The sequence below is a fragment of the Falsiroseomonas bella genome, from assembly GCF_003173615.1.
In the GTDB taxonomy this organism is placed as follows: Bacteria; Pseudomonadota; Alphaproteobacteria; order Acetobacterales; family Acetobacteraceae; genus Falsiroseomonas; species Falsiroseomonas bella.
Map to the genome: position 1 here is coordinate 170,766 of NZ_QGNA01000002.1, position 19,514 is coordinate 190,279.

General features: G+C 72.3%; 18 protein-coding genes. 10 read left to right on the top strand and 8 right to left on the bottom strand.

All coding sequences use genetic code 11. The features are described from left to right. Positions 1-21 precede the first annotated feature (21 nt). The 3 genes from DFH01_RS09185 to DFH01_RS09195 are packed head-to-tail and all read left to right on the top strand — an operon-like array spanning position 22 to position 3,460. Positions 22-1,635 carry an FAD-dependent oxidoreductase gene (locus DFH01_RS09185; RefSeq protein WP_158287679.1) on the top strand — a complete coding sequence of 538 codons (1,614 nt, stop codon included), beginning with the start codon at positions 22-24 and terminating at the stop codon, positions 1,633-1,635. Then, a complete protein-coding gene (locus DFH01_RS09190) occupies positions 1,632-2,489 on the top strand; it encodes an alpha/beta fold hydrolase (RefSeq protein ID WP_109870152.1) in 858 nt (285 codons plus the stop codon). Before DFH01_RS09185 ends, DFH01_RS09190 begins: the two co-directional genes overlap by 4 nt. Beyond that, entirely contained in the window at positions 2,486-3,460 is a 975-nt protein-coding gene (locus DFH01_RS09195) for a Bug family tripartite tricarboxylate transporter substrate binding protein (protein ID WP_109870153.1), read from the top strand. The genes DFH01_RS09190 and DFH01_RS09195 overlap by 4 nt, the downstream gene beginning before the upstream one ends. A gap of 45 nt (positions 3,461-3,505) precedes the next feature. Here DFH01_RS09195 and DFH01_RS09200 read toward each other — a convergent pair whose 3' ends face one another. Next, positions 3,506-4,306 carry an SDR family NAD(P)-dependent oxidoreductase gene (locus tag DFH01_RS09200; RefSeq protein ID WP_109870154.1) on the bottom strand — a complete coding sequence of 267 codons (801 nt, stop codon included), beginning with the start codon at positions 4,304-4,306 and terminating at the stop codon, positions 3,506-3,508. Positions 4,307-4,425: 119 nt separating this feature from the next. Here DFH01_RS09200 and DFH01_RS09205 point away from each other — a divergent pair, with 119 nt between their 5' ends. From DFH01_RS09205 to DFH01_RS09235, 6 genes are read left to right on the top strand one after another with little or no spacing between them, the layout of a single operon-like run. Beyond that, positions 4,426-5,169 (top strand): IclR family transcriptional regulator, encoded by a 744-nt coding sequence (locus tag DFH01_RS09205; protein ID WP_158287680.1) that lies wholly within the window; start codon positions 4,426-4,428, stop codon positions 5,167-5,169. Between the two features lie 2 nt (positions 5,170-5,171). Then, positions 5,172-5,738 (top strand): carboxymuconolactone decarboxylase family protein, encoded by a 567-nt coding sequence (locus DFH01_RS09210; RefSeq protein ID WP_109870156.1) that lies wholly within the window; start codon positions 5,172-5,174, stop codon positions 5,736-5,738. Continuing rightward, positions 5,735-6,775, top strand: a complete 1,041-nt coding sequence (locus tag DFH01_RS09215) for an amidohydrolase family protein (protein WP_109870157.1) — start codon at positions 5,735-5,737, stop codon at positions 6,773-6,775. Before DFH01_RS09210 ends, DFH01_RS09215 begins: the two co-directional genes overlap by 4 nt. Positions 6,776-6,814: 39 nt before the next feature. Next, positions 6,815-7,783: a Bug family tripartite tricarboxylate transporter substrate binding protein gene (locus DFH01_RS09220; protein WP_109870158.1), complete on the top strand. Its 969-nt coding sequence runs from the start codon at positions 6,815-6,817 to the stop codon at positions 7,781-7,783. A gap of 13 nt (positions 7,784-7,796) precedes the next feature. Then, positions 7,797-9,578, top strand: coding sequence for a tripartite tricarboxylate transporter substrate-binding protein (locus DFH01_RS28685; RefSeq protein WP_233256047.1), 1,782 nt, complete (start codon positions 7,797-7,799; stop codon positions 9,576-9,578). Continuing rightward, positions 9,575-11,626 carry an acetate--CoA ligase family protein gene (locus DFH01_RS09235; protein ID WP_109870160.1) on the top strand — a complete coding sequence of 684 codons (2,052 nt, stop codon included), beginning with the start codon at positions 9,575-9,577 and terminating at the stop codon, positions 11,624-11,626. The genes DFH01_RS28685 and DFH01_RS09235 overlap by 4 nt, the downstream gene beginning before the upstream one ends. A 6-nt stretch (positions 11,627-11,632) precedes the next feature. Here DFH01_RS09235 and DFH01_RS09240 read toward each other — a convergent pair whose 3' ends face one another. After that, positions 11,633-11,944 (bottom strand): putative quinol monooxygenase, encoded by a 312-nt coding sequence (locus DFH01_RS09240; protein ID WP_109870161.1) that lies wholly within the window; start codon positions 11,942-11,944, stop codon positions 11,633-11,635. A gap of 84 nt (positions 11,945-12,028) precedes the next feature. Here DFH01_RS09240 and DFH01_RS09245 point away from each other — a divergent pair, with 84 nt between their 5' ends. Next, the gene (locus tag DFH01_RS09245; RefSeq protein ID WP_109870162.1) at positions 12,029-13,348 is read left to right on the top strand and encodes an aspartate aminotransferase family protein; all 1,320 of its coding nucleotides are present in this window, start codon (positions 12,029-12,031) and stop codon (positions 13,346-13,348) included. A 16-nt stretch (positions 13,349-13,364) separates the two neighbouring features. On the opposite strand, the gene DFH01_RS09250 is transcribed toward DFH01_RS09245, so the two are convergent. The 6 genes from DFH01_RS09250 to modA are packed head-to-tail and all read right to left on the bottom strand — an operon-like array spanning position 13,365 to position 19,389. Next, positions 13,365-15,347, bottom strand: a complete 1,983-nt coding sequence (locus DFH01_RS09250) for a molybdopterin biosynthesis protein (RefSeq protein ID WP_109870163.1) — start codon at positions 15,345-15,347, stop codon at positions 13,365-13,367. Then, positions 15,347-16,414, bottom strand: a complete 1,068-nt coding sequence (locus tag DFH01_RS09255; protein ID WP_109870164.1) for a molybdopterin-binding protein — start codon at positions 16,412-16,414, stop codon at positions 15,347-15,349. The genes DFH01_RS09250 and DFH01_RS09255 overlap by 1 nt, the downstream gene beginning before the upstream one ends. An 8-nt stretch (positions 16,415-16,422) precedes the next feature. Further along, the gene (locus tag DFH01_RS09260; protein WP_109870165.1) at positions 16,423-16,797 is read right to left on the bottom strand and encodes a winged helix-turn-helix domain-containing protein; all 375 of its coding nucleotides are present in this window, start codon (positions 16,795-16,797) and stop codon (positions 16,423-16,425) included. Further along, positions 16,794-17,924 carry a molybdenum ABC transporter ATP-binding protein gene (gene modC / locus DFH01_RS09265; RefSeq protein ID WP_109870166.1) on the bottom strand — a complete coding sequence of 377 codons (1,131 nt, stop codon included), beginning with the start codon at positions 17,922-17,924 and terminating at the stop codon, positions 16,794-16,796. The genes DFH01_RS09260 and modC overlap by 4 nt, the downstream gene beginning before the upstream one ends. Beyond that, on the bottom strand, positions 17,924-18,613 hold the full coding sequence (gene modB / locus DFH01_RS09270) for a molybdate ABC transporter permease subunit (RefSeq protein ID WP_109870167.1): 690 nt from the start codon (positions 18,611-18,613) through the stop codon (positions 17,924-17,926). Before modB ends, modC begins: the two co-directional genes overlap by 1 nt. Further along, complete coding sequence (gene modA / locus DFH01_RS09275) at positions 18,613-19,389, bottom strand: molybdate ABC transporter substrate-binding protein (RefSeq protein ID WP_109870168.1); 777 nt, start codon at positions 19,387-19,389, stop codon at positions 18,613-18,615. Before modA ends, modB begins: the two co-directional genes overlap by 1 nt. Positions 19,390-19,514 lie beyond the last annotated feature (125 nt).

Here is a 19,514-nt window from a genome sequence, read left to right on the forward strand (position 1 = left end):
AAACGGACGGAGCGCGGGGCCTTGGCGGATCTCGAGACGGATCTGGTCGTGGTCGGAACCGGCGCGGCGGGCTGCGGCGCCGCGCTGGCGGGATTGGCGCGCGGGCTGCGCGTGGTGGTGGTGGAGAAATCGGAGCGGCTGGGTGGCGCCACAGCCTCCTCGCTCGGCGGGCTCTGGGTGCCGGAGAACCACCTGATGGCGGCGGCCGGGCTGAGCGACAGTCTGGACGCGGCGCGCGCGTATATGAAGTTCCTCTCCGGCGGCTACGCGCTGGCGCCGATGACGGAAGCGTATCTTCAGTCATCACGCATCGCATTGCGCGACTTCGCCGATGCCGGCGTGCCATTCCGCCTGCTGCGCGGCCTGCCGGACCACTATTACCCGCAGGCCAAAGGCTCCGTCGCCGATGGCCGGCTTGTGGAGGCGATGCCGATCGCGCGTGATGCGCTCGGCCCCTGGGGCGATCGGCTGGAGGAAGGCGTCTACAACGAGGCGGGCGTGAGCTGGGGCGACGCGATCGCCTGGGGCGGCCTCGGCGCGCGGCAGAACTGGCCGGAGCACGAGCTGGAGGCGCGGCGGCAGAGGCGCTTGTTGGCCGCCGGGCCAGCGCTCGTGGGACAGTTCCTGGCACGGCTGATGGCGGCGGATGTGCCGATCCTCGCAGGCTTCCGCGCGGAGCGCCTTATCCTGGAGGATGGCCGCGTCGCCGGCGTGGTAGGCCCGCGGCGCATCCGCGCGACGCGCGGCGTGGTGCTGGCCAGCGGCGGCTATGAAGGCAGCCCGGAACTGGTGAACCGCTTCGAAGGCCTGCCGGACTGGATGAATATCTTCCCCCGCTCGGTCGAGGGCGACGGGCTGGTGATGGGCAGCGAGCTCGGCGCCGCGGTGTGGCGCGTTCCGAACAACCTGGCGATGCTGGTGGGCTACGCGATCCCCTCGCCGACCGAGCCGGGCGAGTGGGTGTTCTTCAGCGCAGGGCTGCGCGGCCTCTCCTATCCGCACAGCATCGTGGTGAACGACCAGGCGCGGCGCTTCTGCGACGAGAGCCAGTTCCAGCATGTCGTCGCCGGGCTGACGCGCTTCGACCTCGGCGCGCATCGCCATCCCAACCTGCCGGCCTGGATGCTGTTCGATGCGCAGTATCTCCGCCGCTACAGCTTCGCCCGCCGCCCGCCCGGCGCGGACCTGCCGGACTGGGTCATGCGCGCGGATACCTTGCCGGAACTCGCCGGCGTGCTGGGCCTGGATGCCACCGCGCTCGCCGACACCATCGCGCGCTTCAACGCAGGTGCCGAGCGCGGCGAGGATCCGGAGCACGGCCGCGGTTCCTCCGCCTTCGCGCGTTCCACTGCGGGCGATCCGCATGCGAAGCATCCGAACCTGGGCACGCTGGCGGAGCCGCCCTTCTGCGCGGTGCGGATCAAACTGGGCGGGATTTCCGCCGCGGGCCTGCTGACCGATCCCGATGCGCGCGTGCAGCATGTGCGCGGCCGCCCGATCCCCGGCCTCTACGCCTGTGGCAACGCCGCGGCGCCGACGGAATCCGGCGCGGGCTACCAGGCGGGCATTTCCCTCATGCGCGGGCTCACCTTCGGCTGGCTGGCGGCGCGGCACGCTGTGGGCGCGGCGGGATGAGGCTGCTGCGCCGCTTCGCGGACCTCGAATTCGGCCAGGTTCTCTATCGTGAAGCCGGCGAAGGCGGCGCGGCGCCGCTGGTGATGCTGCATGGCGCGGCGGCGGATGGCGCTTCACTGGCGGCGCTGGCCCTGTCGCTTGCCCGGACGCGGCGCGTGATCCTGCCCGACCTGCCGGGCTGCGGCGCGAGTGATCCGTTGCCCATCGAGGCGCCGGAGATCGCCGACTTCGCCGACGCGCTGATCGGGTTGCTGGACGCGCTCGGCATCGTGCGCTGCGATGTGCATGGCGCGCATCTCGGGGCGCGCATCGCAACCGATCTCGCGTTGCGCCATCCGGCGCGGGTGCGGTGCGTGATCCTGGACGGCGCGGGCTTCTACGATGATGCCGCGCGCGCACGCATGCTGGCGCAGGTCGCGCCTGAGATCGTGCCGGATGCCGAGGGCCGTTACCTGCAGGACGCGCATGCGATGTGCCGCGATTATTTCCGCTACTTCCCCTGGTTCGCCCGCGACGAGGCGCATCGGCGCGACGGGCCCGAGCCGAAGCCGGAAGCGGTGCACGCCAAGCTGATGGAAGTGCTGCGCAATGGCCGCACCTATCGCCGTGCCTATCACGCCGCGCTGCGCTTCCGCATGGAGGATGCGCTGCCGCGGCTGCGCCATCCCGTGCTGTTGGCCGCGGCGCGCGGCGACAACGTCTTTCCCCAAGGTGCACGCGCCGCCGTGCTGCTGCCGGGCGCAGCCACGGCCGAGACGCCGGGCGCAGCCACGCCAGCCGCCGCCGCGGAGACCGCCGCCATCTTCGCCGCCTTCCTGGACGGCATGGCTTCACGAGGAGGAGACAAGGAATGAGCATCACCATCGCACGCCGCGGCCTGCTGGCCGCCACCGCGCTGCTGCCGCTGCCGGCGGTGGCGCAGGCGCCCTGGCCCGCGCGGCCGATCCGCCTGGTCGTGCCCTTCGCGCCGGGCGGCACCACGGACATCGTCGCGCGCATCCTGGCGCAGCACATGCAGGAGCGACTCGGCCAGCCCGTGGTGACGGAGAACCGGCCCGGCGCGGGCGCGACGCTCGCCTCCGGCCAGGTCGCGCAGGCGGCGGCGGACGGCTACACGCTGCTGATCTCCAACAGCGCCTCGCACGGCATCTCGCCGAGCATGTTCAAGAACACGCCCTATGATCCGATGGCGGACTTCACGCATATCGCGCTTGCGGCCACCACCTCCACCGCCGTCATCGTCAATCCGCGCTATCCGGCGCAGACGATGCCGGCGCTGTTGGAATACGGAAGGTCGCGCCCGGACGGGCTGGACTTCGCCATCTCCGGCCACGGCACCACGACGCATCTGCTCGGTATGCGCATCGGGCTGGCGACGGGGATCAGGATGAACCCGATCCCCTATCGCGGCGCGGGGCCCGCCCTGCTGGACGTGATCTCGGGCACGGTCGGCCTGATGGTGGACGGGCTGCCTTCCTGCATCGGACATATCCGCGATGGCGCGGTGAAGGCGATCGCGGTGGCCGATCCGCAGCGCAACGCCAACCTGCCGCAGGTGCCGACGCTGATCGAAAGCGGATTGCCGGGCATGACCTCCTATTCCTGGTTCGGCGTGTCCGGCCCGAAGGGGATGCCGGCGCCCATCGTGGAGCGGCTGAACACGGAAATCCGCGCGATCCTGAAGCTGCCCGCCGTGCAGCAGCGCTATCGCGAGCTGACGGCCGATCCGTCCGACATGACGCCGGCCCAGTACACGGCCTTCATCGCCGAAGAGCTGCGCGTGTGGGGCGATGTCGTGCAGCGGACGGGCATCAGCGCGAACTGATGCGCGATCCGGCGGGGGCACAGCGCGCCCCCGCCGGCATGCTGCTCATCCGCAGCGCACGGACATGCCGCCGTCCACGACCAGCTCCGTGCCCGTGACGAAGCGCGCTTCGTCCGAGGCCAGGAACAGCACGGCATTCGCGGTGTCGCGCCCGTCGCCGGCGAAGCCGAGCGGGATGCGCGACAGACGCTGCTTCACCAGCGCCTCCACGTCGCCGCCGGCACGCTGGCCCGCGAGGCGCACCTCCACCATTGGCGTGTGCATCTGCCCGGGCACCACGGTGTTCACGCGGATACCCTTCGCCGCATATTGCACGGCCACGACGCGCGAGAGCTGGATCACGCCGGCCTTCGCGGCCGCATAGGCGACCTGCGCCGCGCCGGTCCAGCGGATGCCGGACGTGGAAGCAAGATTCACGACCGCGCCGCCGCCTTGCCGTTCCATGACCGGCAGCACGTGCTTCAGCATCAGGAACACGCTCTTCAGATTGGTGTCGATCTGCAGGTCCCAGACTTCTTCCGCCATCTCCACGGGGCCGCCCGCGGCCGATCCGCCGACATTGTTGACCAGCACGTCGATACGGCCATGCCGCGCGGCGATGTCGGCAACCAGGCGCGCGATCGCGGCGCCGTCGGTCACGTCCAGAACCGCCGGGCGGAAACTGCCACCCGCCTCGGCGATGCGCGCCGCCGTCTCGGCCATCGACTCCGCGTTACGGTCCACGCCGATCACGGTCGCGCCCTCCCGCGCCAGGGCCACGGCGATGGCGCGCCCGTTGCCCCAGCCCGGCCCGACGCATCCCGCGCCGGTGACGAGGGCGATCTTGCCGGTGAAGCGGGCGGACATGGGGTTCTCCGGGCTGCGCGTGGCGAGCCTCTGCTTAGCGCCGTAATTCCACTACGTGCAATGGGCTTTCATCTGGCGGAGATGTGGGCTAGAAGGCCCGGGTGAGGAAGCCCGAGAGAGTGCGGACACGGTCCGCGCAGACCGCGGCGGCGCCCGCCGCGGCCGAGCCGGACGGCAATGTGCGCGCCGTGGATCGCGCGCTGGCGCTGCTGCTCGCCTTCGAGGATGGCGAGGCGACGTTGCCGCTGGCGGACATCGCGCGCCGCGCCGGCCTGCATGTGACGACCGCGCTGCGCCTGCTGGGCACGTTGGAGCATCACGGCTTCGTGCGGCGCCTGCCGGCGGGCGGCTATGCGCTCGGGCCGCAATTGCTGGTGCTGGGCGAGCGGTTCCGGCGCGGCTTGCGGCTGGAGGACCAGGTGCTGCCGGCGCTGGAGCGACTGCGCGACGAGAGCCGCGAGAGCGCCGCCTTCTTCGTGCGCGAAGGCGACGCGCGGCGCTGCCTGTTCCGCCGCGACAGCCCACAGCCGGTTCGCACCGTCGCGCGCGTGGGCGAGGTCGCGCCGCTCGGCGTCGGTGCTCATGGCCGCGCGCTGGTCGCGCTGCAGTCCGCGCCGCCGCCGCGCCTGCCGATCGTCAGCCGCGGCGAGCGCCTGAAGGAAGTGGCCGCCATCGCCGCGCCGGTGCTGGATGCGCGCGGGCAGGTGGTCGGCTCCATCGGCATCACCATGCCGCTCTACCGCTTCGACGCGTCGGCCGAGGCGACGTGCCTGCCGCTGGTGCTGCGGGAGGCGGTGGCGCTGACCCGCGCGTTGGGCGGCGATCCCGCGCCGATTGCGGCGCTCGGCACCGCAGGAGGATAGCGATGGCCAGGCTTGAGATGCTGCCCGAAGAGGCGATGACGGAGGCGCAGAAGGCGGCCGTGGCGGAGGTCGTCGCCGGCATCCGCGGGCGCGTGCCCGCGCCGATGATCGCCTGGCTGCGCAACGTGGAACTAGCGAATCGCGGCCAGCGCCTCGGCGAGTTGCTGCGCTTCAAGACCACGCTGGAGCCGCGGCTTTCGGAACTCGCGATCCTGGTCTGCGCGCGGCACTGGACCTCGCACCACGAATGGACCGCGCATAAGCGGGAGGGTCTGAAGGCCGGGATGGACCCGGAGGTGATCGCCGCGATCGCCGCGCGCCGCGTGCCGGCACTGCGCGATGCGCGCGAGCAGGCGGTCTACGACATTGCCACCACGCTGCTGCCGAAGGGCCGGCTGCCGGACGACCTCTATGCGCGCGGCACCGCCGTGCTGGGCGAGCAGGGCATGGTGGAGCTGGTCGCCATCCTCGGCTTCTACTGCATGGTCTCGCTGACGCTGAACGCCTTCGAGCTCGGCATCCCCGGCAGCATCGCGCCGGAGCTCGAGGATCCGGAGTACGGCGCATGAGCAACCCGGTACAGCATCACTACCTGCCGGTGCGGCCGGACTGGCTGGCGACGACGCCGGAGCCGGCGCTCGATCCCGGCCAGGTGATCATCGACCCGCATCATCATCTCTGGGACCGGCCGGGCTGGCGCTACCTGCTGCACGAGTTCCTCGCCGACCTCGACAGCGGGCACGACATCCGGGCCACGGTCTATGTCCAGGCGCGCGCCATGCACCGCGCCGACGGCCCGGAGGTGATGCAGCCTGTCGGCGAGACGGAATTCGCCAACGGCATCGCCGCGATGAGCGCGAGCGGCGGCTACGGCAAGGTGCGCGTGAATGCCGGTATCGTCGGCTTCGCGGACCTTCGCCATGGCGACGCGATCCGCCCGGTGCTGGAAGCGCATGTCACGGCGGGTGGCGGTCGCTTCCGCGGCATCCGCCACATCGCCACCTGGGATCCCGAGCCGGAACTTCTGAACCCCGCCTACACGCCTGCCGAGGACATGCTGGACAGCGCCGCCTTCCGCGCGGGCTTCGCGCATCTTGCGCCGCTCGGGCTCAGCTTCGACGCCTGGCTGTATTTCCATCAGATCCCGCGCCTGACGGCCCTGGCGCGCGCCTTCCCCGGAACGCCGATCGTGCTCGACCATTGCGGCGGCATCCTGGGCATCGGCCGCTATGCCGGCCGCCGCGACGAGGTCTTCGCTGCCTGGTCGGCCGCCATCGCGGAGCTCGCCACCTGCCCGAACGTGATGGTGAAGCTCGGTGGCCTCGGAATGCGGCTGCCCGGCTTCGGCTTCGAGACGCGGCCGCGCGCGCCGTCCTCGGTGGAGCTTGCCGAAGCCTGGCGTCCCTGGATGGAGCGCTGCATCGAGGCCTTCGGCACGGCGCGCTGCATGTTCGAAAGCAACTTCCCCGTGGACAAGGGCGGCTACGCCTATGGCGTTGGCTGGAACGCGATGAAGCGCATCGCCGCCGGCGCGAGCGCCGAGGAGAAGGCCGACCTGTTCTGGCGCAGCGCCGCGCGCTTCTACCGTCTTCCGGACATCGGCTGACGGCACCACGCTTCACGTCAACAAGCAGGAGGAACATCCATGAAGCTCAGGAGCCTTGCCGCCGCGCTGCTCGGCCTTGTGGTCGCTGTGCCGGCGTTTGCGCAGGACCGCTTCCCGACGCGTCCGGTGCGCTTCGTGGTGCCCTTCGCGGCCGGCGGGCCGAGCGACATCGTCGCCCGCCTGCTGGCGCCGCACATGCAGAACACGCTCGGCCAGCCGGTGGTGGTGGACAACCGCGTCGGCGCCGGCGGCGTGACCGGCGTGGACGTTGTCGCGAAGGCGGCACCGGATGGCTATGTGTTCGGCATCGGCAGCGCGGGGGCCCTTGCGATCTCGCCGAATCTCGGCCGCGGCACGCCCTACAACCCGCTGCAGGATCTCGCGCCTGTCACGCTGGGCGTGCTGGTGCCGGAGCCGGTGGTGGTGCCGGCGGTGTCGCCCTATCGCACGCTGCAGGACCTGATCGCCGATGCGCGCGCGCGTCCGGGGGCGCTCAACTTCGGCTCCACCGGCAACGGATCCATGCCGCATCTGGCGGCCGAGCAGCTGCGCGCTTCGGCTGGCCTCGACATGGTGCAGATCGCGTACAACAGCGGCGGGCAACTCTCCACCGCGATCCTGCGCAACGAGGTGCAGCTTGGATTCGCCGACCTGCCCGTGCTGCTGCCGCATATCAGCGCGGGCACCATGCGTGCGCTCGCGGTCGGTACGCCCCAGCGAGTGAGCTGGCTGCCGGATGTGCCGACCTTCCGCGAGCTCGGCCATCCTGGCGTCGACGCGAACAACTGGCACGGCCTTGTCGCGCCGGCGCGTACCGAGCCGCAGGCGCTGGCCGCGATCCGGCGCGCCGCCATCGCCGCGCTGCAGGATCCCGAGATCCGCGCGAAGCTGAACCAGCAGGGAGCGATCCCTGGCGGCAACAGCCCGGAGGAATTCGGCGCCTTCATACGTAGTGAGCTCGAGAAGTGGGGCGAGGTCATCCGGCGGAACAACATCCGGGCGGATTGAGGAGGAACACATCATGCGTCGTCGCCAAGCCCTGACCCTCGCGGCCCTGCTGCCGCTGCCGCTGCCGCGCCTCGCCCGCGCCCAGTCCGCCGATTTCCCGACGCGCGCGATGCGCTTGGTCATCCCCTTCACCGCGGGGGGCAGCAACGACATCGTCGGGCGCCTGCTCGCGGAGGACATGGCGGCGCGACTCGGCCATCCCATCGTCATCGAGAATCGCGGCGGCGCGGGCGGCGTGCTCGGCACCGACCTCGTCGCGAAGGCGCAGCCGGATGGCTACACGATGCTACTCGCCGGCAGCGGCAGCTTCCTGATCTCCTCCCTCGTGCAGCCGCGCCTGCCCTACGACCCCGAGAAGGACTTCGCGCCCATCGGGTATATCGGCGCCGCGCCGAACGTGATCTGCGTGAATCCGGGCGTGAACGCCCGCGACCTGCGCGGGCTTCAGGCGGCGGCGAAGGCGTCGCCGACGCCGATGCGCTACGGCTCGCCGGGCGTCGGCACCACCGGCCATGCGCTGGGCGCGATGATCGGCGTGGTGCTGGGCGTGGAGCTGGAACCGGTGCATTACCGCGGCACCGGGCCTGCGCTGACCGATGTGCTGGCCGGGCGGCTGGAGATCATCACCAACGCCTCCGCGCCGCTGCAGCCGCATATCGCATCGGGACGGCTGCGCGCGCTGGCGATCGCGGGCAAGACGCGCAGCGCCGCGCTGCCGGATGTGCCGACCAGCGTGGAGCAGGGCTTTCCCGAGCTCGACAGCGCGACCTGGTATGCGCTGCTCGGCCCGGCAGGCACGCCGCCCGAGCGGATCGCCACGCTGCATCGCGCGCTGAACGCGACGCTCGCCGACCCGCCATCCGCCGCAAGCTGGTGGAGAACGGCGTGGACGAGATCGCGCCGAGCGCAACGCCGGCCGATCTCGCGGCGCTGCTGGTTGAGGAGCGGACCCGCTGGCGGCGCGTGGTGGACCGCGCGAATCTTCGCGTCGAATAGGGGCTGCGCCATGACGGAACGAACCGCCATCGCCTATGCGGTGGAGGAGGGGATCGCCACGCTCCGCATCGACCGGCCGGAGCGGCGGAATGCGATCGACGATGCGACGCGCGGCGAGATGATCGCCGCGCTGGAGGATGCGGCGGGCGATGCGGCGGTGCGGGCTTTGATCGTCACCGGCACCGGCAGCGCCTTCTGCGCCGGCGGCGATGTGCGCGGCATGCAGCAGCGGCTGTCCGCGCCGGCCGAGGAGGTCGCCTTCAATGGCTGGCGCCGCCAGGGCCGCACGCATCGCGCCGTCGCACTGCTGCATGGCTTCCCGAAGCCCACCATCGCAGCGGTGAACGGCGCCGCGGCGGGGCTCGGTTGCGATGTTGCGCTCGCCTGCGACTTCGTCATGGCAGCGGAGAGCGCCCATTTCACCATGAGCTTCGTCGCCCGCGGCCTGATCCCGGATGGCGGCGGCATGTATTTCCTGCCGCGTCGCGTCGGCCTGGCGCGCGCCAAGGAACTGGTGTTCAGCGGCCGCCGCGTCGGCGCCGCGGAGGCGCTGGCGATCAACATGATCGAGCGCGTGGTGCCCGATGCCGAGTTGCTGCAGTCCGCCACGGCCTGGGCGAAGCAGCTTTCCGCCGGCTCGCCGGCGGCGCTGGCGCTGGCGAAGTCGGTGCTCGATCGCTCGCTGGAGATGAGCTTCGAGGCCGTGCTGGCCGAAGGCGCGAAGGCGCAGGCCATGTGCTACACCACCGGCGAGCACCGCGCCTCCGTCGCCGGCTTCCTGGAGAAGTCGAAGCGATGAGCGGCCTCGAGCGGCTGCTGCGGCCGCGCAGCGTCGCGATCATCGGCGCCTCCGCCGATGTCAGCAAGACCACGGGGCGGCCTGTCGGCTACCTGCAGCGCCACGGCTTCGGTGGCGAGATCTGGCCCGTCAATCCGCGCGTCGCGGAGATCAGCGGTCTGCGCTGCCATCCCGATGTGGCGAGCCTGCCAGCGGCGCCGGATGTCGGCATCGTGCTACTCGGTGCCGATCGCGCCGAGGATGCGGTGCGTGTGCTGGCGACGCGCGGCACGGCGGCGGCGATCGTTCTGGCCGGCGGCTTCGCTGAGAGCGGCGGGCAGGGCGGCGAGCGCCAGGCGCGGCTGAAGGCGGCGGCGGGCGGGATGCGCCTGCTGGGGCCGAACACCATCGGCCTCGTCAACCTCACCGACCGCATCGTGCTCTCTGCCTCCGGCGCGCTGGAGATGGAGGAATTCTTCGCGGGGCGGATCGCGCTGGTCTCGCAATCCGGCGGCATCCTCGGCGCCGTGCTCTCGCGCGGCGCGGCGCAGGGCATCGGCTTCTCCAGCCTGGTCGCCACCGGCAACGAGGCCGACCTGGACGTGGCGGACCTTGTCGATCACCTGGCCGAGGATGCGGCGACGGATGTGATCGCGCTGTATGTCGAGGGGCTGCGTCGCCCCGACGCCTTTCGGGCCGCGGCACGCAAGGCGCATGCGGCGGGCAAGCGCATCGTCGCTTTCAAGGTCGGGCGCTCGGAGGCCGGTGCGCAGGCCGCGATCTCGCACACGGGCGCGCTGGCCGGCGCCGACCGGCTCTATGACGCGCTGTTCCGCCAGCTTGGCATCCTGCGTGCGGATCGCTTCTCCGACCTGCTCGACATCGCGGCGGCCTTGGCGACGCGCCGCGTGGCGCGCGGGCGTCGCGTCGCGGTGCTGACCTCCACTGGCGGTGCCGGCGCCCTGCTGGCCGATAGCTTCGGCCTGGCCGGCTTCAGCCTGCCACCGCCGGATGCCGCGACGGCGGACCGCCTGGCGCAGCTCACCGGCGAAGCTGCGGTGGCGAACCCGCTCGATCTGACGCTCGCCGGCTTGAAGCCGGAGGTGATGAACGGCGCCATCGCGGCGCTGCTGGAAAGTCCGGGCTATGACGCGCTGGCCGTGGTGGTCGGCTCCTCCGCGCTGGCAAAGCCGCGGCTCGCGGCGGATGCGATCGCGGCGGGCCAGGCGATCAGCGACAAGCCGGTGATCGCCTATCTCAGCCCGCATGCGCCGCAGATCGGCGCGGCCCTGCAACGCCAGGGCATCCCGGCCGCGAGCGCGCCGGAAGCGGTCGCCACGATGCTGTCGGCCCTCGCCACGGCGCCGGTCCATGCGCTCGTACCGAGCCCGGCGGCGGGTGTGCAGGCTGTGCCCTCCGGCCCGATGGACGAGGCGGAGAGCAAGGCGCTGTTCGCACGCTTCGGCATTGCGCCGGTGCGCGAGGTGGTTTGCGCGACGCCCGAGGACGCGCAGGCCGCCGCCGCGGGCCTCGGCGGCACCGTGGTGCTGAAGGCCCTGTCGAAGCATCTTGCGCACAAGAGCGACGTCGGCGGCGTGCGCATAGGCGTGCCTGCGCAGGATGTCGCGGCGGAAGGCGCTGCGATGCTGGCGCGCGTGGCGGCCGCCACCGGCCGCGCCCCGGAGGGGCTGCTGGTGCAGGAACAGCTGCGCGAAGGCGTGGAGATGATCCTCGGCCTGCAGCGCGACCCGCATCTCGGCACGGCGATCCTGCTCGGCATGGGCGGCGTCGCGGCGGAGCTGTTCGGCGACACGGCGCTGCGCCTGCTGCCGATCGGCCGCGCCGCTGCCGAAGGCATGCTCGACGAGTTGCGCGGCGCGGGGCTGCTGCGCGGCTATCGCGGCCGGCCTCGCGCCGACGTGGCGGCGCTGCTCGACGCCGTGCTGGCCTTCGCCCGCATGGGCGAGGCACTGGGCGCGCGCCTTGAGACGGCGGAGATCAACCCGCTTTTCGTGTTGCCCGAGGGCGAGGGCGTGCGCGCGGCGGACGCGCTGGCGATTCTCGCGTAGGCGGGGTCAGCCCGCCGGCGAGAGTACGTGAATGACACGGCTGGCGATCATCTCCTTCACGCGCGCCGCATAGGCGGCCATGTGCGGCGCGGCGGCATGCGCCTTCAGCGCCGCGAGGCTTTCCCACTTCTCGATCACTACGAAGCTATCGGCGCCGAAGGCGGTCTGGATGGCGCCGGCGCCTTCGGCGTCCACGGCGGGGCCGTATTCGATGCAGCCTTGCTCGGCATGAACGGCCGGCATGTTCGCGCGGAACTCGCGCAGCACCGCCTCGCGCATGCCGGGCTTGGTGGTGATCACCGCGATGACGTGGATCATGGGCCGTGCGTTCCGTGCTGTGCCGGGATTGACGTGCTTCTCCGCCGTTCCCCAAGCTCGGCGCGACAAAGGGGGGAAAGGCCGATGCAGGATCCGGCCCAGCGTTTCGCAGCGTCGCGCGCCTGGCATGAGCGCGCAAGCCGGGTGCTGGCCGGCGGCGTCTCCTCGCAGTTCCGCGCCTTCGGCGTGTTCCACCCGATGCATTATGTGCGTGCCGAGGGCGCGCGCATCTGGGACGCGGACGGCAACGAATTGCTGGACTACACCCTCGCGCAGGGGCCTTGCATCCTTGGCCAGTCGCATCCCGAGCTCGTCGCGCGGGTGCAGCGGGCGGTGGCGCGGGCGCAACTCTTCGCCGGCCAGCACGAGGAGGAGGTGCTGCTGGCGGAGGCGCTGCAACGCCTGATCCCGTGTGCGGAGCGCGTGCGTTTCGCCTCCTCCGGCTCGGAGGCGGCACAGGCCTGCATCCGCCTTGCCCGCGCCGTCACGGGGCGCCAGCGCATCCTGAAGTTCGACGGGCACTACCATGGCTGGCTCGACAGCGTGGCGTTCAACGTCGCGCCGCCGGGCAATGCCGCCGGCGACGCGCCGGTGCCGTGGTGCGCCGGCGTCGCGGAGAGTGCCGCGGCGGATGTGGTCTGCCTGCCCTGGAACGACCTGGATGCGGTGCGCCAAGTCATGGCGCGGCAGGGCGCCGAGATCGCCGCGATCATCACGGAGCCGGTGATGTGCAACCAGGGCTGCATCGAGCCGGTGCCAGGCTTCCTGCAGGGCCTGCGCGAGATCTGCGACGCGCATGGCGCCGCGCTGATCTTCGACGAGATCATCACCGGCTTCCGGTTGGGCCTGGGCGGCGCGCAGGCGCATTACGGCGTCACGCCAGACCTCGCGCTGTTCGGCAAGGCGCTCGGCTCCGGCTTTCCGCTGGCAGCCATTGTCGGGCGGCAGCGCTGGATGGCGCCGCTGGAAGCGGGCGCGGCCTATCACGCCGGCACGATGAACGGGAACAACGCCTGCGTCGCGGCGGGCCTCGCCACGGTGGAGTTGCTGGCGCGCGAGGAGGGCGCCGCTCTCCGCCACATCGCGGCGATGGGAGCGCGGCTGCGCGACGGGCTGGCGGTGCTTGGCGTGCGGCACGGGCTGAAGCTGCGCGTGCAGGGGCCGGGGCCGATGTTCAACATGGCCTTCTCCGCGCTGCCGCGCGCCACCGAGTTCCGCCACGTCGCCGCCGACGACCGCGCTTCCTACCAAGCCTTCTGTCGCGGGATGCTGCTGGAAGGCGTACGGCTGATCGAGCGTGGCCTCTGGTATGTCTCGGCCGCGCATACCGAGGACGATATCGCGATCACGCTGGCCGCGGCCGACCGCGTGCTGGGCCGTATCGCGGCCGGCGATCCCCCGTGATCGCGGCCGTCGGCGCTCACGCCGGCGTGAATCCGATCGCCGTCAACCTTGCGCGCGTGGCCGGTGCATGCAGTTCTGCCAGGAAGGCCGCGACCGCCGGCCGCGCGATTCGGGCTTCCGGCACGAAGAAGTCGTAGACCTCGTCGGCCAGCGGCAGGAAGCCGAGGCCGTAGGCGCGCGCGACGGTTTCGATCGCCACGCCCCAATCGGCGCGTCCCTGCGCGACGGAGGCGGCGACGGCGTTGTGCGACTTCGGCTGGTTCGCGTAGCCTGCGGGCTTCGCGCCGCCGAGCAGTCCATCCAGCAGGATGCGCGTGCCCGATCCGGCATTGCGGTTGACGAGCAGGCAATCGGAATCGGCCGCGGCGCGACGCACCGCCTCCTTCCCCTCCAGGCCTTCGAAGCGCGCGTCGCCGGGGCGGAACACCACGCCCTGCAGCCTCCGCCAACCCGGCACGAGACGAATCCCCGGCGCGAGGAAGGGCGTGTTGTAGGCGCCGCTTTTCGGATCGAGCAGATGCGCGGGCGCCAGGTCGCATTCGCCTCGCTTCGCTGCCGCAAGCCCGCCCAGGCTGCCCACCGCCAGGGTGCGCGCGCGGATGCCCTGGGCAGCCAGCGCCTCGAGCACCGCATCCAGCCCCACGCAGTGGCTGCCGATGATGACGAGGTCGGGCGGTCGCGCCGCGCCGCCGATCAGCCGCACCTGGACCGTGGCGCCGGCCTCCGCGCCCTGGTCGAGCGCCGGGATCGCGAAGAAGCCGTCCGCCTGCGAGAAGGCGGTGACGCTGCCGGAGCCCTTGCCGAGGGGCCAGGCGATCAGGCCCGCGCCATCCGCCGCTTCGGCGAGCGAGACCATGACGTATTCGGTGCGGCCAAGCTCGCTCGGCAGCCGCACGGCGAGCCGCGCGGCTTGCTCCGTCTCGGCGCGTGGTGGCAGGCCGGCCATGGCGCGCAGCAGCGGCACGGCGAATTCGTGGAAGGTGAAGACGGCGCTGGTCGGAAAGCCCGGCAGCACGATCACCGGCACGCCGCCGGCCGAGGCGACGCAGAGCGGCTTGCCCGGCTTCAGCGCCACGCCATGCACCAGGATGCCCGGCTCGCCGAGGCGCGAGAGGATGCGGTGCGAGACGTCGCCCGCGCCCTTGCTGGTGCCGCCGGACATCACGACCATGTCGGCGTGCGCGAGCGCCTGCCGCACGGCGGCTTCCAGCGCGGCCTCGTCGTCGCGCAGGATGCCCATTAGGATCGGATCGCCGCCATTCTCCGCGATGGCGGCGGCGAGGATGGCGGCGTTGCTGTCGGCGACGCCGCCGGGCGGCAGGGCCGTGCCGGGCGGCGCCAGCTCGTCGCCGGTGGAGATCACCGCGACGCGCGGGCGGCGCACCACCGGCACCTCCGCATGGCCGGCGGCGGCGAGCATGCCGATCTCGCGGCTGGTCACGACGGCCCCGGCGCGCAGCAGCGCCTCGCCGCGCGCGATGTCGCTGCCGGCGAAGCCGATGAAGCCGCCCGGCGCGGCGGCACGCTTCAGCAATATGGCGGGCGTGGCGGGATCGCTTTCGTCCAGCTCGGTGTGCTCGATCATCACCACCGCATCGGCGCCGCGCGGGATCATGCCGCCGGTGGCGATGGCCGTGGCGGTGCCGGGCGCCAGGGCGATCGCGGGCGCGACGCCGCAGGCCAGCACCTCCGCGTTCAGCACCAGGCGGCGCGGCGTCGCCTCGCTCGCGTCTACCGTGTCGGCGGCGCGCACCGCGAAGCCGTCGACGGCCGATCGGTCGAAGGGGGGCGCGTCGCAGGCGGCGGCGATCGGCTCCGCCACCACGCGGCCGAGCGCGGCTGCGAGCGTCACCGTCTCGGCGGGCATCCGCGCGAAGGGGAAGGACGCGCGCATCCGCCGCATTGCCTCTTCCGCGGTGACGACCTGCAGGAACTGTTCCTGCCGCGCGGCGCGGCGGATGCGGTCGATCAGGTCGGGGCGCGGCGAGGATATTGGCATCACAGGGCTTCGCAGGCGATCATGCTGCCTGCCTCGTAGCCTTCCGCGCCCGGCGGCACCACAAGCAGGGCCTCCGCCTGCGACAGGACGCCAAGCGGCAGGGCGCCGACGGAAAGCGGCTCCACGATGGCCGGTTCGGCGAATCGCAGCGGCACGAGTTCCGCGAGGCCGATGGTCGAGGCCACCTTGCGGGCCAGCCGTGCTTCGCGCGGCGGCGGCGCCGCGGCGCCGGCAAGGTGGCGCAGCAGCGGGCGGCCGAGCAGCCACCAAGCGGCCAGCGCATCCTCCGCCCGGCCGGGCAGCAGCAGCACGGGCGCCGCGCCGATGCGGCCGATGGCGGTTGCCATGCCTGGCCGCGCGGCAAGTCCATGTGCCATCAGCGTGCCCGCGGCAGCGAGGGCACGCGGCGCGGGGTCTTCGGATGATTCGCCCGTGCCGCCGACGACGAGGATCGCGTCGCCCCCGGCATCCCGCAGGGCATCGGGCGCGGCGTCGTCCAAGGTGATTTCCGCGCCCTCGATCCCGGCGAGTGCGGCCAGCATCGGCGCGAGGCCGGTGCCGCAATCGAGCAGCGTGACGCGCGGAACGCGCACCGCGACCTCGGCGATGCCTGCGGCCAGCAGGGAAGGGATGTCCAGCGCCCGCAGCCGCCGTCCCGCCTGGGCGACCGGCGCCAAAGCCGGAAAATCCTCGCCGGCGCGACGGATGTTGTCGCCGGGTGCTGCGGCCTGCAGCGCCTGCGGCAAGGGGTGTTCCTCCAGGTCGAAGGGGCCGAGCAGCGCGTCCGTGCCCGGTGGCAGCGCTTCGCCCGCGCGCAGCAGCATCGGCGTTTCCGTCAGCGGGATCGGCCCATACGGACTGGCACCGAGCGTCGCCGCCGCCGATACCGCCCAACCCTCGCGCAGCGCGATGTCCTGCGGGGGAAAAGGGGCCGACGCCCGGAGGTCCTCGCCAATCATGCGGCCAAGCGCCGCGGCTGCCGGCAGGCGCTGCGCCGCGACTGGCACCACGCCGTCCAGCAGGGCGGCCAGCATCGCTTCGGGCGGCGTGAGGCGCGTCAGCGGCATGGCGTGGCTCAGCCCGCGGCCTGGCTGCGTTGCAGCAGCGCGGCGAGGCGCGGTTCCGCCGCGCGCTGGGCCGCACGTTCGATCGCGCGGTAATCCGCCACCAGGTTTCGACCGGTATCGGTCAGCATCGCACCGCCGCCGCGATAGCCGCCGGTGCTTGCCTCCACCACCGGCGTGCCGAACTGCTTGTTCAGCGCATCCACCAGGTCCCAGGCGCGCTTGTAGCTCATGCCGAGGGCGCGGCCGGCGGCGGAGATCGAGCCTTCCCGGTCGATCGCTTCCAGCAGACGGATCTTGCCCGGGCCGATGCGGCCGGAGGGCAGGTCGATGCGCAGGCTCAACACGCCGGCCCCGGGCCGGGCCGGTTCTGCCGGTCGGGTCATGCTGGGAATCCTAGCATGGCAGACGCATCGGTTGAGGGCGGGCCAGCGATCACCCGATGATCGAAGGTGACCGCCTTCACCAGCGCCCAGAGCGCGAGCCCGGGCCGCAGGCCGAGGCGCGCGACGCTGTCGCGCGTCACGCGGGCGAGCAGCATCGTCTCGCCGACAGCAAGGCGCAGGAACTCCTCGGGTCCGTCGCCGGCGGGCAGGATCTCTGCCAGCACCGCGTGCAGGATGTTCTGGGTCGAGATGCCGCGCGGCTCCTCGATCGCCACGCTGATGTCGCGCGCACGCAAGCGCACGCGCACCCGCGTGCCCGGCGGCCCGCCTTCCAGCGAGGCGAGCAGCACGCCGCCGGGAAAGCCGAGCCGGGTGAGGCCACTCTCGCTGCCCAGCACGGTGCAGGGCAGCAGCACGCCGGCATCGCGCCGCGCCGCCAGGGGCAGGTCGGTGCGCGCGGTGAGGTCCTCGACCGGTCCGGCGGCGAGCACGCGGCCATGCTCCAGCAGCACGAGGTGATCCGCCAACGCGTCCACCTCCTCCAATGCGTGAGTCACGTAGAGGATCGGGATGCGCGCGGCGTCGCGCAGGCGCGCGAGGAAGGGGAGGACCTCGCCACGCCGAGGCGCGTCCAGCGCGGCCAGCGGCTCGTCCATCAGCAGCAGGCGAGGGCGTGCCAGCAGCGCGCGGCCGAGCGCGACGCGCTGCCGCTCGCCGCCCGAGAGGCGGCCGGGCCGGCGATCCAGCAGATGGCCGATGCCCAGCAGCGCGACGACGTCCTCGAAGCAGGGCCCGTCGGCGGCGCGCGGCGCCCGGCGCAGCCCGTAGCGCAGGTTGGTCGCGACGGAGAGATGCGGGAACAGCCGCGCATCCTGGAACACCACGCCGCAGCGCCGACGTTCCGGCGGCAGGAACAACTTCTCGCGCGTGTCCAGCAGCGTGGTGCCGGCGACGACGATCCGCCCCTCGTCCGGGCGCAGCAGGCCAGCGACGGCGGAGAGCACCGTGGTCTTGCCACAGCCCGACGGCCCGAACAGGGCGGTGACGCCGGATTCGGGAGCGGCGAAGGCGACATCGAGGGCGAAGCCGTCCCGCCCGAAGCGGTGGCGCAGCGCGACCTCCGGCATCAGGCGCGGCCGAGCAAGCGATGCATGCGCCGGGCGATGAGCTCCGCGAGCAACAGCCCGCCGATCGCCAGAGTGAAGGAGATCGCGGCAAGCCGCGCGGCCACTGCCTCGCCGCCCGGCGTCTGCGTTGCGGTGTAGATCGCCAGCGGCAGCGTCTGCGTCTCGCCCGGGATGTTGGAGGCGAAGGTGATGACCGCGCCGAACTCGCCGAGGCCGGCGGCGAAGGCGGTTACCGCGCCGGCGAGGATTCCCGGCGACATCAGCGGCAGGGTGACGGTGACAAAGCGATCGAGGGGGCCTGCGCCCAGCGTTCGCGCCGCCGCTTCCAGACCGGCATCGACACCTTCTAGCCCGAGCCTCACCGCCCGCACGATCAGCGGGAAGGACATCACCGCGGTGGCGAGCGCGGCACCTTCCGTCGTGAAGACCAGGCGGATGCCGAACCAGTCGTTGAGCGGCGCGCCGATCGGGCCCCGCACGCCGAACAGCATCAGCAGTGCCCAGCCGACCACCACTGGCGGCACGACCAGCGGCAGATGCACCAGCGCGTCCAGCAGCAGCCGTCCCGGAAACCGCCCGCGCGCGAGCAGCCAGGCGACGCCGATCGCTGGCAGCAGCGAGACCGCAACGGAGCGGGAGGCGACTTCCAGGCTCAGCCGGACGGCCTGCCACTCCTCCGCGCCCAGCATCACTGCGTCAGTTGGAAGCCGAAGCGCTGCCAGACCGGCGCCGCATCCGCGCCGGTGAGGAAGCGCAGGAAGTCGCGCGCCTGCGCATTGCCCTCGGCGCGGCGGGTGATCGCGAAGGGGTAGCTGACCGGCGGATGGCTGCCGGCGGGGAAGGTGGCGGCGACGCGCACGCCGCGCGTGGCGGCAGCATCGGTGGCGTAGACGATGCCGAAGGGCGCCTCGCCGCGCTCCACCAGCAGCAGCGCGGCGCGGACATTGTCGGCGCGCGCCAGGCGAGGCTCCAGCGCGCCCCACTGGCCCATCCATTGCAGCGCCGCGCGCGCATAGCGCCCCGCAGGCACATGCGCGGGATCACCGACCGCGAGGCGGCCATTCGCGCCGAGCAGCGCGGCGAGGTCGAAGCCCCGCGTCAGGGCGATGTCGCGCCGCGGGGCGTCGGCGGGCACGACCAGCACCAGCGCATTGGCCAGTGGGCTGATCCGGGTGTCGTTCGCGATCAGGTTGCGCTGCTGGAGATAGTCCATCCAGGGCTCGTCGGCGGAGAGGAAGAGATCGGCGGGCGCGCCCTGCTCGATCTGGCGGGCGAGGGCGGAGGAGGCGGCGAAGGACAGGCGCGGCGCCGGATGGCCCGCCGCCTGCCATTGCTGCGCCAGGGCGCGCAGCGCATCGGTCAGGCTGGCGGCGGCGAAGACCGTGAGCGTTGTCTGCGCGCGCACTGCCGGCGCCGCGACGACGCCGAAGGCGGCAGCGGTCGTGAGGAGGCAGCGTCGGCGCATCGGCAGTCTCCCGGCTCGTCGTATCCTATCGGAGATAACCATCTTCCCACCTGCTGTCCACAGGCAGCTTCCGGCAGCCGGCGCGCTCCTGGCTGTATTCGAATGTGTATGGCGGCGCCAGCCGG

What these genes read in the sequence shown, in the direction of transcription:
- DFH01_RS09200 (WP_109870154.1), bottom strand. Translation starts at nt 4,306, where the DNA reads ATGTCCGCCCGCTTCACCGGCAAGATCGCCCTCGTCACCGGCGCGGGA.
- DFH01_RS09220 (WP_109870158.1), top strand. Translation starts at nt 6,815, where the DNA reads ATGAAGCTCAGGAGCCTTGCCGCCGCGCTGCTCGGCCTTGTGGTCGCT.
- DFH01_RS09235 (WP_109870160.1), top strand. Translation starts at nt 9,575, where the DNA reads ATGAGCGGCCTCGAGCGGCTGCTGCGGCCGCGCAGCGTCGCGATCATC.
- DFH01_RS09210 (WP_109870156.1), top strand. Translation starts at nt 5,172, where the DNA reads ATGGCCAGGCTTGAGATGCTGCCCGAAGAGGCGATGACGGAGGCGCAG.
- DFH01_RS09195 (WP_109870153.1), top strand. Translation starts at nt 2,486, where the DNA reads ATGAGCATCACCATCGCACGCCGCGGCCTGCTGGCCGCCACCGCGCTG.
- modC (WP_109870166.1), bottom strand. Translation starts at nt 17,924, where the DNA reads ATGCCGGAGGTCGCGCTGCGCCACCGCTTCGGGCGGGACGGCTTCGCC.
- DFH01_RS09240 (WP_109870161.1), bottom strand. Translation starts at nt 11,944, where the DNA reads ATGATCCACGTCATCGCGGTGATCACCACCAAGCCCGGCATGCGCGAG.
- DFH01_RS09255 (WP_109870164.1), bottom strand. Translation starts at nt 16,414, where the DNA reads ATGCCGCTGACGCGCCTCACGCCGCCCGAAGCGATGCTGGCCGCCCTG.
- DFH01_RS28685 (WP_233256047.1), top strand. Translation starts at nt 7,797, where the DNA reads ATGCGTCGTCGCCAAGCCCTGACCCTCGCGGCCCTGCTGCCGCTGCCG.
- modA (WP_109870168.1), bottom strand. Translation starts at nt 19,389, where the DNA reads ATGCGCCGACGCTGCCTCCTCACGACCGCTGCCGCCTTCGGCGTCGTC.
- modB (WP_109870167.1), bottom strand. Translation starts at nt 18,613, where the DNA reads ATGCTGGGCGCGGAGGAGTGGCAGGCCGTCCGGCTGAGCCTGGAAGTC.
- DFH01_RS09245 (WP_109870162.1), top strand. Translation starts at nt 12,029, where the DNA reads ATGCAGGATCCGGCCCAGCGTTTCGCAGCGTCGCGCGCCTGGCATGAG.
- DFH01_RS09250 (WP_109870163.1), bottom strand. Translation starts at nt 15,347, where the DNA reads ATGCCAATATCCTCGCCGCGCCCCGACCTGATCGACCGCATCCGCCGC.
- DFH01_RS09190 (WP_109870152.1), top strand. Translation starts at nt 1,632, where the DNA reads ATGAGGCTGCTGCGCCGCTTCGCGGACCTCGAATTCGGCCAGGTTCTC.
- DFH01_RS09260 (WP_109870165.1), bottom strand. Translation starts at nt 16,797, where the DNA reads ATGACCCGACCGGCAGAACCGGCCCGGCCCGGGGCCGGCGTGTTGAGC.
- DFH01_RS09215 (WP_109870157.1), top strand. Translation starts at nt 5,735, where the DNA reads ATGAGCAACCCGGTACAGCATCACTACCTGCCGGTGCGGCCGGACTGG.